The sequence below is a fragment of the Treponema sp. UBA7567 genome (assembly GCF_002476655.1).
Classification (GTDB): Bacteria; Spirochaetota; Spirochaetia; order Treponematales; family Treponemataceae; genus Treponema_D.
This window is the reverse complement of the sequence record NZ_DLLH01000071.1, coordinates 25,281-37,402: the sequence shown is the minus strand read 5'-3', so window position 1 is coordinate 37,402 and position 12,122 is coordinate 25,281. Positions and strand designations below refer to the sequence as shown.

At 41.0% G+C, this 12,122-nt stretch carries 10 protein-coding genes; 4 read left to right on the top strand and 6 right to left on the bottom strand.

Annotation, left to right across the window (positions count from 1 at the left end):
- Positions 1-126 precede the first annotated feature (126 nt).
- Positions 127-1,554 carry a pyruvate kinase gene (gene pyk, locus B3Y13_RS08960; protein ID WP_296021416.1) on the top strand — a complete coding sequence of 476 codons (1,428 nt, stop codon included), beginning with the start codon at positions 127-129 and terminating at the stop codon, positions 1,552-1,554.
- Between the two features lie 16 nt (positions 1,555-1,570).
- Here pyk and B3Y13_RS08955 read toward each other — a convergent pair whose 3' ends face one another.
- From B3Y13_RS08955 to B3Y13_RS08940, 4 genes are all read right to left on the bottom strand, one after another.
- Positions 1,571-2,896 (bottom strand): MATE family efflux transporter, encoded by a 1,326-nt coding sequence (locus tag B3Y13_RS08955; RefSeq protein ID WP_296668003.1) that lies wholly within the window; start codon positions 2,894-2,896, stop codon positions 1,571-1,573.
- A gap of 171 nt (positions 2,897-3,067) precedes the next feature.
- Positions 3,068-3,745: an ABC transporter ATP-binding protein gene (locus B3Y13_RS08950; RefSeq protein WP_296694044.1), complete on the bottom strand. Its 678-nt coding sequence runs from the start codon at positions 3,743-3,745 to the stop codon at positions 3,068-3,070.
- On the bottom strand, positions 3,732-5,258 hold the full coding sequence (locus B3Y13_RS08945; protein ID WP_296694041.1) for an ABC transporter permease: 1,527 nt from the start codon (positions 5,256-5,258) through the stop codon (positions 3,732-3,734). Before B3Y13_RS08945 ends, B3Y13_RS08950 begins: the two co-directional genes overlap by 14 nt.
- 25 nt (positions 5,259-5,283) lie before the next feature.
- The gene (locus B3Y13_RS08940; RefSeq protein WP_296668007.1) at positions 5,284-6,312 is read right to left on the bottom strand and encodes a thiamine ABC transporter substrate-binding protein; all 1,029 of its coding nucleotides are present in this window, start codon (positions 6,310-6,312) and stop codon (positions 5,284-5,286) included.
- A 312-nt stretch (positions 6,313-6,624) separates the two neighbouring features.
- Between B3Y13_RS08940 and B3Y13_RS08935 the strand changes: the two genes are divergently transcribed.
- The 3 genes from B3Y13_RS08935 (at position 6,625) to rny (ending at position 10,564) form a co-directional block, all read left to right on the top strand.
- Positions 6,625-7,185: a hypothetical protein gene (locus tag B3Y13_RS08935; protein WP_296668008.1), complete on the top strand. Its 561-nt coding sequence runs from the start codon at positions 6,625-6,627 to the stop codon at positions 7,183-7,185.
- 74 nt (positions 7,186-7,259) lie between these two features.
- Complete coding sequence (locus B3Y13_RS08930; RefSeq protein ID WP_296668010.1) at positions 7,260-8,696, top strand: ASKHA domain-containing protein; 1,437 nt, start codon at positions 7,260-7,262, stop codon at positions 8,694-8,696.
- Positions 8,697-9,034: 338 nt separating this feature from the next.
- Positions 9,035-10,564 (top strand): ribonuclease Y, encoded by a 1,530-nt coding sequence (gene rny / locus B3Y13_RS08925; RefSeq protein WP_296694038.1) that lies wholly within the window; start codon positions 9,035-9,037, stop codon positions 10,562-10,564.
- A 253-nt stretch (positions 10,565-10,817) separates the two neighbouring features.
- Here the strand turns inward: rny and lptB are convergent, their stop codons facing one another.
- Entirely contained in the window at positions 10,818-11,732 is a 915-nt protein-coding gene (gene lptB / locus B3Y13_RS08920; RefSeq protein WP_296694037.1) for an LPS export ABC transporter ATP-binding protein, read from the bottom strand.
- 21 nt (positions 11,733-11,753) lie between these two features.
- Positions 11,754-12,122 (bottom strand): LptA/OstA family protein (locus tag B3Y13_RS08915; protein ID WP_296694035.1); only part of this gene is annotated, 369 nt, incomplete at its 5' end.

Below are 12,122 nucleotides of genomic sequence, written 5' to 3'. Positions count from 1 at the left end.
GGCTTGGCTAATGTCCGGGCTGCAAATTGCCTTTTTAACCGTAACTGCGCGACTTTGCAAATTTTTTCTATTTTCAAAATCCTTAAAGTTCTGTATACTTGCTCAAAATTTGGAAAGGTGGAAAAAATGCGCAAAACAAAAATTATTTGTACGATTGGACCTGCGAGCGAAACTAAAAAAGTTCTTATTGAAATGTGCAAGGCCGGAATGAATGTTGCCCGGCTTAATTTTTCGCACGGAACACACGAAGAGCATTTAAAAAAAATCAATCTTATAAAAGAAGTTCGCAACGAATTAAAAATTCCTCTGGCGATTATGCTTGATACAAAAGGACCAGAATACAGAATTGGAACTTTTAAAGAACATAAAATTGTTGTAAAAGAAGGCCAGACTTTTACTTTTACAACCGACGAAATCGAAGGCGATGAAAACAAGGTTTCTGTAAATTACAAGGGCTTTGCCGATGATTTAAAGCCTGGCGACAGAGTTCTTGTAAACAACGGACTTGTAATCTGCGAAGTTACTGACGTAAAAGGTCACGATGTTATTACAGAAGTTAAGGTTGGAGGCGCGCTTTCTGACAAAAAAAGCATGAATTTTCCTGGAAAACTTTTAAACAGCGCTTTTTTGAGCGAACAGGACAAGAGCGACCTTTTGTTTGGAATTGAGCAGGACGTTGATTTTGTGGCGGCATCGTTTGTTTCTACAAAAAAAGATGCCCAGGACGTCCGTGAATTTTTAAACGCCAACGGCGGAAAAGAAATTGATATTATTGCAAAAATCGAAAATCGTGCCGGTGTTGAAAATATCGAAGAAATTTGTTCTGTTGTTGACGGGATTATGGTTGCCCGCGGAGATTTAGGCGTTGAAATTCCTTTTATGGAAGTGCCTGTCGTTCAGAAAGAAATCGAGCAAAAATGCCGTCTTCTTGGTAAACGCGTTATTATTGCAACGGAAATGCTCGAATCTATGATTAACAATATTCGTCCGACCCGTGCCGAAATTTCTGACGTTGCAAATGCGGTTTATGACGGAACTTCTGCAATCATGCTTTCTGGAGAATCTGCCGCAGGAAAATATCCTGTCGAGGCAGTTAAAACAATGTCCAGTGTTGCAGAATATACTGAACAGCATATAAATTACAAAAAACGCTTCAATTATACGGAATTTGTTAACCGCAATATTCTTGACGCAATTTCTCATTCAACCTGTCAGATGGCAATTGATGTTGGCGCAAAGTGCATTGTTGTAAATTCTGTGAGCGGTTTGACAGTAAGAATGGTGAGCCGTTTTCGCGCGCCTGTGCAGATTATCGGCTCAACGACATCAGAAAAAGTTTACCGTAAACTTGCGCTTTCTTGGGGAGTAATTCCGCTTTTGTGCGAGGAATACGATTCTCTCGATGTTCTTTTATTTCATGCGATTCAGCGCGCTGTAAAAATACTTAATCTTAAAATCGGTGATACAGTGGTTTTGACTGGCGGGCAGGTAGGTGTCAACAGCGGCCACACGAATATGATAAAAGTAGAAACTGTCCGCAAAGTTTACAGATAAACAAAAGTTTTTGAATTTATATTGCCGTTCTGTGAATGTATTTTCCAGATTTAAATCTGAAGAAGAAAATTACGGAACGGATAACCCAGTCGCTGCTCATGCCAATCCAAACTCCAAGAGGACCTGTTTTTAGTACGCGGATAAGGAAAATCGTGAGAGCGACCCGGCAAGTCCACATTGTGACTGTCGAAACTAGCATTGGAAAACGCACATCTCCGGTTGCACGCATTCCGTACGGAGGAATAAAAGAAAAACTCCAGGCAAACGGCTTTATTACGTGCACAAAAACAGAAAGCTGAATTGTCAAAAGCGCAACGTCCGCATCCATTCCAGAAAGAACTGTGAGAGGTTTTATAAATCCGATTACAATGAGCGAAGAAATTGCTACTGCGATAAAACTGAAAAAAGTGAGTTTTTTAATGTATTTTTCTGCAAGCTTGTAGTCGCCTGCGCCGTAAGCTTGTCCTGCGAGCGTCATAAGAGCAATTCCTATTCCGATTGGAGCCTGGCTTGAAAAACTTTCCAGAACTGAAGTGAGCGCATTTGCGGCAATTGCGGCTGTTCCAAGAGTTGAAACCGAAGATTGAATTGCAAGTTTTCCAAATTGAAACATTCCGTTTTCGATTCCTGAAGGAATTCCGATTCTTAAAATCTGAGAAATTTCGCGGAAATCTGGTTTTGCAAGATAAGAATCAATCGCAATCTGCTGTTTTGTCCGGTTTAGCAGAATCAAAATTACAACAGCACAGAAAATTCTCGAAATCAAAGTGCTTAAGGCCGCTCCTGCAACGCTCATATTTAATCCAAAAATAAAAATGGCGTTTCCTATGATATTCAGAATGTTCGAAATTGTAGAAACAATCATCGGAAGCTTTGAATTTCCGTCTGCCCTAAAAATTGCTGCTCCCGAATTATAAATTGCAATAAAAGGGTAGGAAAGTGCTGTTATAAAAAAATAAATTTCAGATTTTGACATAACTTCCGCTTCTACAGAACCAAAAATAAGCGAAAGAATTGATTTTTTAAAGAGAATCAGGATTGCAGTTCCAACGATAGAAACAAAAGTTACAGAAAGAATTAACTGTTTGCCAGCGTGGCAGGCCTTTTTTATATCTTTTCGACCGAGATATTGGCTGCAAAGAATTGCTCCGCCAGTAGCCATTGCTGAAAAAATCAAAACAATCATTACATTTATCGAATCGACAAGAGAAACTGCCGAAATTGCAGCCGAACCGCATTTTGTAATCATGACGGTGTCTGCTGTTCCCATAAATGAATTTAAAAGCTGTTCGACCATAAGAGGGACGAGCAGCTGAAAAAGTTGTCTGCCTTTTACTTCCATAAGCCGTAATTTTAATGAGAGAGATTTTGATTTACAATTGGTTTTTAATTTTCAGACTGATAAAAATTTGTTCATAAAATATTAGTTGTCTAAAAATTGAAGCTGCTCTCAGAAAAACTCTCCAATTTACCGTTAGTCGCATTCGCTCAAGACGGCTTGTTATCGTTTTTTTTATTCCAGCATATTTTCGTTAAAGTCTTTGGCGTCTCCCTGCCAGATTATGCGGCCTTTTTTTATTAAAATGATTTTATCGCTTACGGCTTTTGCTTCTGCCAGGTCGTGTGTAACCATTATTCCTGTAAAGCCTATTTCTTTTTGCAGTCTGCGGATTTCTGCGGCGAGCTTTTTTCTTAAAGGCGCGTCCAGTGCCGAAAGAGGCTCATCAAAAAGCACAAGCTGCGGTTTTACAATCAATGTTCTTGCAAGGCTCACTCTCTGCGCTTCGCCGCCGCTCAGAGTTTCCGGAGAGCGCTTTCCGAAATTTTCAAGATTGAACTTTTTCAAGAATTCGCAAGCTATTTTTCTAGCTTCCTTTTTTTTAATTCCGTGGCAGACAAGCCCGTACGAAACGTTGTCTTCTACGCTTAAATGCCCAAAAAGGTTCGCGCTCTGAAAAACCATGCCGATTCCTCGGTTTTGCACAGCAACTTTCGTTATGTCTTTTCCGCCAAGATTTATTTCTGCTGTTTCCGACTTTTCAAGACCGCAAATCAGGCGCAAAACGGAAGATTTTCCTGAGCCGGAAGGTCCCAAAATCGTCGTCATTGTGGATTTTTCACATTCAAAGGAAACATCGAGGGAAAAATTTTCCCATTCTTTTTTTAAATTTTTTGCACTAAAAAATGCCATTTTCTGAGCCTTCCTGTTTTTTCAATTTTCTGCCAGAGGCTAGTTTGCCGAGCGAAAAAATCACCGCGCATAAAATTCCAAGTATTACTCCGGAAGCGCAGGCTTCGTTAAATTTATACCTTCCTGCAAGACGGTAAGTGTAGAGCGCAAGCGTATTGAACCGGGGAATTGCAAGCACGAGCGGAAGTGTCGCATCACCGGCACTCAGAGCAAAGCAAAAAACTGTCGCCCTAAAAAAAGAACGCTTTGAAACTGGAAGAAAAATTCTAAAAACTGTGTCGAACGGCGAACGGCTCAAAATCGAAGAAGCTTCAACTGTCGTCTGGGGAAGTTTTTCAAGTTCTGCATAAATCTGTCTGAACGCAACCGGCCAGTTTAAAAGTGATTGAGCCAAGACAAGAATTAAAAAATTTCCTTTTCGGACAAGAATTGTAATCAAAACTCCAACTACAACGCTCGAAATTGCCATTGGCGCAAGTGGAATTATCCTAAAAATAAAAAAACGGCCTGTCGGATCAAAAACCTTGAGAACGGCTGCGTAAAAAAAGGCAATTGCCGCGCACAAAAATCCAGAGAGCAGGGCTGTTATAAACGTCCATAAAAAAGCATTCCAAAAACTTTGCGAGCTAAAAAGATGAATAAAATTATAGAAAGTAAAATTCGAATCAAGCCGTTTTGAGCTCAATCCGTTGTAAAAAATCGAAAAAAGAGGGCAGATAAAAAACAAAAAAATCAGGAAAAAAAGAATGAATGCAAAAATTTTTTCAAATCCGCAGATTTTCGTTTTTTCGAGGGATTCGCCGTAAAAAAAAATGCCTTTTAGGCCTTTCGATTTTTGTTCAATAAATGTGTAAATCGTGACCAAAAAAAGGGCAATCAGCGTTTCCAAAAAGCCAAGCTTTAATGCCGCTCCAAAATTCAAATTGACTTTTGCCTGCTGATAAATTTCAACTTCGAGGGTTGTCGTTCCGACTGAGCCAAAGAGAAGCACAATCATAAAGCTAAAAAAACAGTACAAAAAAACTGGAATACAGGCTGATATTATTGAAGGCAAAAGCTGAAAAATCGTAATTGACCGGAAAATTTTAAAATTTCCGGCGCCTAAAAGCCTTGCCGCGTCCGATTCTGCTCTCGGAAGGCGTTCCCAGGCAGAACTTACAGTGCTCATTACGAGCGGAAAATTATAAAAACCGTGGCAGATTATGATTCCCAAAAAACTGTACAAAAAAGTGACAGTCGGTCTATCCTTGCCAAAAATGAACATCAAAAAATTGTTCAAAGTTCCGTTCATTCCAAAAAAACTAACGTAGCCCAAAGCGACCAAAAGCGAAGGAATACAGAACGGAACAGAAGAAAGCGAAAGCAAAAAGTTTTTTAAAAAGAATTTTCTCCGGCCGCAAAAAAAAGCAGCCGGAAGTCCGATTAAAAGGGCCGTAAAAGTCGATAGCAGTGCCTGAAAGACCGAAAAACCGGCAATGCGAAAAAAAACATTTGCAGACAGGACTGCGTTCATCTTTTCTAAAACCTTTTAAAAATTTTTATTCGCCCAAAACAGCCATAATCTGTTCGACAGCGGCATTAACTTTTTCAGTATCGTAAGACAAAAGCTTCTTAGGAGAAGGAGTTCCGTCAAGATAAGACTGCGGAAGTTTTACATTTTTGTTTGCAGGAAGCATCCACTGTGTAAGCGGCAGTTCGTTCTGTGCGTCCTCGCTGATTAAAAAGTCCAGAAAACTCTGTGCGCCTTTTTTGTTCGGAGCATTTTTTGCAAGTCCGGCGCCTTCAACCTGAAGAATGTGTCCGTCGTCAAAAATCAAAGCCTGGTATCTGTCGGTTTTGTCGTATTCGTAGTGATAAGCCGCGCTTGTCGTATAACTGCAAACGAGCGGAGCTTCTCCATTTGTAAAAAGTCCGTAACCTGCGCTCCAGCCAGGAGCCATAGTAAGAATATTTGGTTTTAAAGCTTTCCAGTAGTCAAGAACTTTTTCGCCTTTTACAGCGCAAGTCCATGCGGCAAACCCAAGTCCAGGAGTAGAAGTCCGCGGATTCATCAAAATGATTTTTTTTGCGTAGACTGGTTTTGTAAGGTCGTCGAGCGATTTTGGAGCAGGAATATTAGCCTTTGTATCGAACACGATTGCAAAAGGAGCGTAGTCAAAAGGAGTCAAAAGATTTTTTGAGCCCAAGGCTTTTTTCAGCTCCTCAGAAATCGATTCAGAACCAGCAGGTTTGTAGGCTTCGAGAATATCCTGTTCCGCCGCTTTTTTCGCAAGATTGTTGTCCAGGCCCAAAATTACGTCTGCCTGAACATTGTTTTTTTCAAGAGCTGCGCGCGAAAGAATTTCAACTCCGTCGCCACAATCAACATAGGTAACTTTTAAACCAGTTTTTTCCGTAAATTTTTTTGCAATTGCCGCTCCAGGCCCCCATTCACCGCAAAAACTGTCATAAGTGTAAACAACAACTTCATTTTGACGCGCAGAATCACCTGCTTTTTTAGAGCAGCCCGAAAAACCAATAGAAACTAAAATAGAAAAGAGAAAAATTTTAAAGATGTGTCTAAGCATATCTTCCTCCGCCGGCATTATCCGGATCAGGTTGGAACCTCATACGAAGTTCTGCGGGTGTAATCTCAGGGAAAATTCTTCCCACCCCGGTACAAAGCACATTGTAAAAATATACATAAATTGTGTAAAGTGAGTTTTAACTTTTTTATTTTGGAGCGCAATTAGTCGTCAATCCGTCCTCTGCGCAATTCCGCTTTCGCTCCATCTTTTTGCCTTGCAAAAAGACGCCTTCGGCGTTGCTCCGGCACGGGCTAAGATTTTCTTAAAAACTAAAAAATTGACCTTTTACGTCTTTTTTCCGATAATATCTTTATGAAAAAATATTTTTTCCTTTTTGTATGTTTTTTTTCAGTATTTTCAGTTTTTGCCGAGCCACAGTTTGAATTTGGTGTCGGTTCAGGCTATGTTTTTTACGGTGACAAAGATTTAAAAAATTTGCTTTCTGATTTTGACCAAAAAAGCCAGGTTATTTTGTGCGGAGATTTTTCCGTTAATTTTTCAGTTGCCGAGCCTGTAAAACTTGTTTTCGGAATGGATTCTATAATAGACGCGCGCTGGAAAGGCAGTGAGCACTTTATTCTTTGGGATTACTGCGGTTTTGCAGGTTTTAAAATTTATCCTGGGCTTGCAGGCCTTTGCACAACTGTTCAGTACTGTCTTGGCAGACGCACAGATTTTGTAAGTTTGCAGGACATTGAAGATTATATCGAAAGCACAAATTTTGGAAATGGATTTGCCTTCGGCATTTCCTACGATTTTGGTTATGGAAAAAAAGGCTACGCACCGGAAGTCTGCGCAAACTGGCGGCACATGCCGAGAGGCGGTTCGAGCGACAATATTTTGGAAGTAAAGTTCCGCATTTCAAAAAACTAAGAAAAAAATTGCATTTAAGATATTTTTGGTTTATCCTGTAAAATACAGACTTTATTATGTTATGGGACTAAGCGATGCAGATTGAAACACAGGGATTTTTACCGCAAATTCCAGAAGAACAGCCGGAGCAGGTTAATATTACAGATGTTGGAATTGCAGTAGATGTCGGAACGACAACTGTTGCTGTAAAAATCTGGTCGCTTTCCTCAAAAAAATGCCTTTCTGTCATTGCGGAAAAAAATCTTCAGGCCCGCTATGGCTGCGATGTTATCCGCCGTATTTCTTTTGCAACGCGGCCGCCTCTTACAGGTTCTTCTGCTGTCGTAGAAACAGGAGAGTCAGCCCTTCATTATGCAATTATTTCGCAATTAGAAAGAATGTTTGCTCACGCGCTGGCGCTTGCTGCTCAAAAAACAATGCGCGGAATTCAATTAAATGTTTCTAAAATCGTAATTACTGGAAACACGACAATGCTCAGTTTTGTCTGCGCGTTTCCGGTCGAAGGTCTTGCCGCCGCTCCTTTTACTCCAGCTTCTCATTTTGGCTTTACGGCAAGTTGGGACAAGGTTCGCAGTGGGAAAATCAACGAAAAATGTTCAAATCTGGATCTTCCAACCCCGGAAATTTTACAGCTTTTTGCTGCAAGTTCAGTTGATTCCGAGACTCCGGTCTATTTTCCTCCTTGTGTCGGGGCTTTTATTGGCGCGGACACTGTCTGCGCAATGCTTTCGGCGGGTTTCCCTTCTCCAGAAAGCGATGAAAATTTGTGCTGGGACATTCCTGTTCAAACTCCGCTCTTGCTCGCAGATATTGGCACAAATACAGAAATTGCTCTTTTTATTCCAAAAACGAAAGAACAGCCTGCAAAAATTCTGTGCACTTCGGCTGCTGCGGGTCCTGCTTTTGAGGCGGCGAATATCAGTTGCGGAATGAGTTCAGTTGATGGCGCGGTTGAAAAAATTGAATATAAAAACGGAAAGCTCTGCTGCTCTGTAATCGGCAGCGGCAATGCAAAAGGAATTTGCGGTTCAGGGCTTGTAAGTGCCGGAAGCACGTTCTTAAAAAACAATTTTATCGATAAATCTGGCGTAATACGGAAAAATATTTCTAAACTTGGCGACGGTTCTTTTTGCATTCAATTGACACCTGCTGTTTATCTTTCTCAGCAGGATATTAGAAATCTTCAGCTTGCGAAATCTGCGGTTTATGCAGGTTTGCGCTATATGCTTGAGCGTTCTCCTGATGTTCCGCTTTTTTGTATTGCAGGCGGTTTTGGTTCGCACCTCGATATGGAAGATTCCTGCACAATAGGTCTTATTCCAAACGAACTTAAAAATCGTTGTGTTCCACTCGGAAATGCAGCCCTTGCAGGAGCGTCCGCAATGCTTTTTTCTAAAACTTTGAGAAAAAAGGCAATGGAAATTAAAAATCATTCAATCCAGATAAACCTTGCCGCAGTTCCTGAATTCCAGGAAAGATACATAAGTTCAATTGAATTTAAATACCCTTAATTTCGGGTTTTATAATTTGATGCCATTTTTTGGCTTGGCTTCTCGTCATTATCGGACTTGATTACTTGTCATTATCTGGCTTGAACAGATAATTTATTGAAAATTCCAAACAGATTTGACTGTCGCAGCACGGGAATGGAATAAAATCGCTGTTCTTATCAAAGCTCGAGATTTTGGCTAAATAACTTTTCTCTGATTTATTTGTTTGACATATAAATATTCTTAGATTAGAATATAAAGGATATTTTGGGGGCGGCTTTTTTGCGGAAATTTTGAACGATGATGACGTTTATCCGCAGTAAAAATCCAACTCCTTAATAGAAGCATAGGAGAATTTTATGAATGTTGTATTATTCGTAATTCTTCCTGTTGCTGGTATAGTTCTTGGATGGATTATTCGTTGGTTATATGCCAAATTTCAATTATCTTCGGCAGAGCAAAAAGCTGAACGTGTAAAACAGGATGCATTAAAAGAAGCAGAAGCCCAGAAAAAAGAATATTTGCTAGAAACAAAAGATCAACTCCTTCGGGAACGTCAGCAGCAGGAACGGGAAAATCGTGAACGCCGGAAGGAAATTCAGGTTTACGAAGCAAGAGTTGCAAAAAAAGAAGAACTCGTTGACAAACGCAATAGCGAAATGGACAAAAAAGAGCAGGAATTTGCTGAACGCGAAAATTCTATGGTAAAACGTGAGCAGCAGATCTCAACTCAGGAAGAAACTTATCGCCGTGAGCTGGAGAGAATTTCTGGCTTGTCTGCGCAAGAAGCAAAAGATTTAATCATCAAAAATCTTGAAAATGACGCGCGTCATGACGCTCAGGCGCTTTTGAACAAAATTGAGCAGGAAGCTCAGTTGACGGCAGATAAAAAAGCCCAGAAAATTCTTGTAGAAACAATTCAGCGGCTTGCGACTGAGGTTACGAGCGATATTACAGTTGCGACTGTTTCGCTTCCAAGCGACGAGATGAAAGGCCGCATTATCGGTCGTGAAGGACGCAATATCCGCGCATTGGAAACTTTGACTGGTGTAGATATTATTATTGATGATACTCCGGAAGCCGTTGTGATCAGTTGTTTTGATCCTGTCCGCAAGGAAATTGCAAAGCAGTCTCTTGAAAGGCTTGTGACAGACGGTCGTATTCATCCTGCAAGAATTGAAGAAATTGTGCAGAAAGTAACAAGAGAAGTTCAGCAGAAAATTTATGAAGAAGGTGAAAAAGCGCTCTTTGATCTTGGAATTCACAATATGAATCAGGATGGAGTCCGCGCTTTGGGCCGTTTGTATTTCCGCACAAGCTACGGCCAGAACGTTCTTACTCACTCAGAAGAAGTTGCAGAAATTGCAACCCTTATTGCCGGTGAAGTTGGAGCAAACCGCGAGCTTGCAAAACGTGCGGCTCTTTTGCACGATATTGGTAAAGGCGCAGAAAACGATAGCGATAAAAACCACGCAGAAGTCGGAGCAGAAATGGCAAGAAAATTTGGCGAAGACCAGAAAGTTATCAATGCTATTGCTGCCCACCATCAGGATTGTGAGCCTGCAACTCTCGAAGCGGTTATTGTTCAGATTGCAGATGCAATTTCTGCGGCACGTCCGGGCGCAAGAAAAGAAACTGCGGACAATTATATAAAACGCCTTGAAAATCTTGAAGAAATTGCAGAAAAATTCCAGGGCGTTGAAAAAGCTTATGCGATTCAGGCTGGACGCGAACTTCGTATTCTTGTAAACAACGAGAAAATTCCTGACGGCGAAGTTAAAGAGCTTGCGCAGAAGATTGCAAAACAGATTGAAACCGATTTGCGTTATCCGGGACGTATAAAATTGACGATGATTCGCGAAACACGAATTGTTGAATACGCAAGATAAGTTTTTGAAAAAAATATTCTAAAATGAAATAAATCCTGCGCCGAAGAATGAAAATGTCTTACGGGGCAGGATTTTTTTTGTTTTTTTTGATAAATAAGGAAAATGAAGGATAAAACACGGTTTTGTGTTTTTTTTAGAAAAACTTAGCCCGTGCCGGAACAACGCGAAAGCGTCCGCCGTGGCGGATGAAGCGGCAGCGGAATTGTGCAGGGACGGTTAGAGAGCAAGTTGCGCTCCAGAATTTTTTTACATTTTACATATGGAAATTTTCGCCGAGATAGATTTCTCTTGCAACCGGGCTGTCGATAATGTCCTGCTGGCTTCCCTGAATTAGGATTTGACCTGTCGAAATGATTATTGCACGGTCGGTAATTTCGAGAGTGTCGCGGACGTTGTGGTCGGTTATGAGAATTCCGATTCCTCTTTTTGCGAGAAGTTTTATCATGGCTTTGATGTCGGCAACTGCAATCGGGTCGATTCCTGCAAAAGGTTCGTCCAAAAGAAGAAATTTTGGTTCAATTGCGAGTGAACGGGCGATTTCTGTTCGGCGGCGTTCTCCTCCGGAAAGCGTAAATGCCGGCTGTTTTCGGATTCTTCCGATTGAAAATTCTTCGATTAGCTCTTCGAGACGTTGTCTTTTTTCGGCTCTTGTTAAATCCTGTCTGGTTTCGAGAATTGACCAGATATTTTCTTCGACTGTGAGTTTTCTAAAGACGGAAGGCTCCTGCGGAAGATAAGAAATTCCGAGCCTGGCGCGTTTGTACATTGGAAGGTCGGTGATTCGCTCGTCGTCCAGAAAAATTTCTCCGCTTGTCGGCTGGTAAAAACCTACAATCATATAGAAAGATGTTGTTTTTCCGGCTCCGTTTGGGCCTAAAAGTCCTAAAACTTCGCCCGTATGCATCTGAAAATCGACGCCCTGGACAACTTTTTTTCTGCCGAATGATTTGTAAAGTGAATTGACTTTAAGCGTGTGGAGTTTTTGAGAGCTTTCGTTTTGAGAGAGAATTGCACTGTCTAACGGCTGATTTTCTGTTTTCACGGAATTTTCGCTGTCTGAAGGAGAGTTTTCGTTTTGAGAGGGAATCGCACTGTCTAACGGCTGATTTTCGGCTTGAAGAGGATTTGAGTTTTCTTCGGTATTGTTTTCGCTGCTGTTTTCTGACATTAGTTTTTAATTTTCCTTATTTTAGTTTTTTGTGGAAGATGCGTTTTCTGAAGTTGATTTTTTTGTTTCTCCAGAGGTTTGAATATTTTCGTTTTGAGATGAGGTTTCGTTTTGCGCGGAATTTTCGTTATCTGACGGAGAGCTTTCGGCTTGAGAAGCGGTTTCTGATCCGGCTGATTCCGCGGCAGTTTCTGTTTTTTCCGGTTTGCTGTCCGAAACTGTTCCTTTTACGCGTCCGTCGAGCGTTATTTCCTGGGTTTCGAGGTTTAAGGTGATTTCCTGCGCCCTGAAAGAATCTGTTCCCTGCTGAATCTTTGGATTCCCGCTCATTTCGAGCCTCTGTTCGCTTTTTTTATAAATCGCAAAAGCCGAGGTGCAGATGTTGTCTTT

What these genes read in the sequence shown, in the direction of transcription:
- B3Y13_RS08955 (WP_296668003.1), bottom strand. Translation starts at nt 2,896, where the DNA reads ATGGAAGTAAAAGGCAGACAACTTTTTCAGCTGCTCGTCCCTCTTATG.
- pyk (WP_296021416.1), top strand. Translation starts at nt 127, where the DNA reads ATGCGCAAAACAAAAATTATTTGTACGATTGGACCTGCGAGCGAAACT.
- B3Y13_RS08950 (WP_296694044.1), bottom strand. Translation starts at nt 3,745, where the DNA reads ATGGCATTTTTTAGTGCAAAAAATTTAAAAAAAGAATGGGAAAATTTT.
- B3Y13_RS08930 (WP_296668010.1), top strand. Translation starts at nt 7,260, where the DNA reads ATGCAGATTGAAACACAGGGATTTTTACCGCAAATTCCAGAAGAACAG.
- lptB (WP_296694037.1), bottom strand. Translation starts at nt 11,732, where the DNA reads ATGTCAGAAAACAGCAGCGAAAACAATACCGAAGAAAACTCAAATCCT.
- B3Y13_RS08935 (WP_296668008.1), top strand. Translation starts at nt 6,625, where the DNA reads ATGAAAAAATATTTTTTCCTTTTTGTATGTTTTTTTTCAGTATTTTCA.
- B3Y13_RS08945 (WP_296694041.1), bottom strand. Translation starts at nt 5,258, where the DNA reads ATGAACGCAGTCCTGTCTGCAAATGTTTTTTTTCGCATTGCCGGTTTT.
- B3Y13_RS08940 (WP_296668007.1), bottom strand. Translation starts at nt 6,312, where the DNA reads ATGCTTAGACACATCTTTAAAATTTTTCTCTTTTCTATTTTAGTTTCT.
- rny (WP_296694038.1), top strand. Translation starts at nt 9,035, where the DNA reads ATGAATGTTGTATTATTCGTAATTCTTCCTGTTGCTGGTATAGTTCTT.